The organism is Aquibium sp. ELW1220, from assembly GCF_030398385.1.
Taxonomy (GTDB): Bacteria; Pseudomonadota; Alphaproteobacteria; order Rhizobiales; family Rhizobiaceae; genus Aquibium.
This window is the reverse complement of the sequence record NZ_JAOAOQ010000104.1, coordinates 1-1,463: the sequence shown is the minus strand read 5'-3', so window position 1 is coordinate 1,463 and position 1,463 is coordinate 1. Positions and strand designations below refer to the sequence as shown.

Annotated in this window: 2 pseudogenes; both read right to left on the bottom strand. The window is 67.6% G+C overall.

Annotated features, from left to right (window positions below):
* Positions 1-342: pseudogene (locus N1F91_RS30880) on the bottom strand (ATP-binding protein); the annotation flags it as partial.
* Between the two features lie 5 nt (positions 343-347).
* Positions 348-1,463, bottom strand: a pseudogene (gene istA, locus N1F91_RS30875) (IS21 family transposase); the annotation flags it as partial.

Genomic DNA, 1,463 nt, shown 5'->3' with positions numbered 1-1,463 from the left:
ACGAAGGCGCCGGTGGCGAGGTCGCGCACGAGCGTCTCGTTGACGGGCGTGCCGGCGAAGTCGAAGTCGTCGATGTCCTTGGCCAGCGGCAGCTTGGCGACGGTGAGCTGGTACTTGATGGAGCGCGCCTGCTTCTCGGCGATCTCGGCCGACAGCAGATCGCCGACGACCCTCGGCGGCTCGTGCTGACGCTTGATCGCANTCGGCCGACAGCAGATCGCCGACGACCCTCGGCGGCTCGTGCTGACGCTTGATCGCAGTGGTCATGATCTCGTCGTAGGCGCTGCGCATGCCATAGAGCTTCAGCGTTCCCATCAGGTCCAGAACCTGGGTGCGTTCCATCAGCTTGCCCTCCTGAGGCTGTCGTAGCGGGCGCAGTCCGCCCGCGGCTCGATCGCCAAGCGCAGTGCGTCGGGTGTGAGGATGGTGACGGCCGGCGCCGGATCGCGGCGCCGGGCCAGGATGTTGAGAATGACGGCGGACGAGCAGACGTTCTCGGCAAGCGCCTGCTGGCAGGCGGTCTCGACGGCATCGAGCCCATCCGACAGCACCGCCGTCAGGATCGACACCATCTGCCGGTCGCCGTCGTCGGCAGCCTTCAGTCGGCGCCTGACCCGCTCCATCGCCGATGGCAGTTCCCAGCCCTGGAACGGCGCACCGTTGCGCAGCGCGCCGGGCTTGCGCGCCAGCACCGGGACGTAGTGCCAGGGGTCGTAGACCGTCTGGTTGCGGCCGAATGAGCGGGCATGCTCGCCCACGATCGTGCCATCCTGGCGCACGACGATGCGATCGGCATAGGCCTGGATCTCGACGGGCCGGCCGACCGCCGTCGAGAGCACCGAGTACTTGTTGTTGTCGAAGCGCACGGTGCAGGTCTTCGAGACCGAGGCGGGAACGGTGTGGAATCCGTCGAAGGGACCGCGATACTCGACCAGCCTGCCGCGCTCCTCCTCGAACACGTCCCAGATGGTGCGCTCCGGCTGGTCGACATGGCGGTGGGCCTTGGCGTAGGCCACGCACTTGTCGAGCAGCCAGCCGTTCAGCTCCTCGTAGCTCCTGAAGCGCAGCCGCGGCGTGAAGAAGCGCTCGCGCACCAGGCCGACCTGGTTCTCGACCTGCCCTTTCTCCCAGCCCGAGGCCGGCGTGCAGGCCACCGGCTGGACCAGATAGTGGCTGCACATCTGCAGGAAGCGGCGGTTGTACTGCCGGTCCTTGCCGACGAAGACCGTCTCCACCGCCGTCTTCATGTTGTCGTAGATGCCGCGCGTGCAGGCGCCGCCGAAGAAGGCGAAGGCCCGGTCGTGGGCGTCGAACACCATCTCCTGCGTCTCGCGCGGATAGGCCCGCACGAACATCATGCGGCTGTGGCAGAGCCGGACGTGGGCGACCTTCACGGTCACCGTCACGCCGGCGAGCAGGACGATCTCGTGGCTCCAGTCGAACTGGTAGGCTTCGCCCGGTGC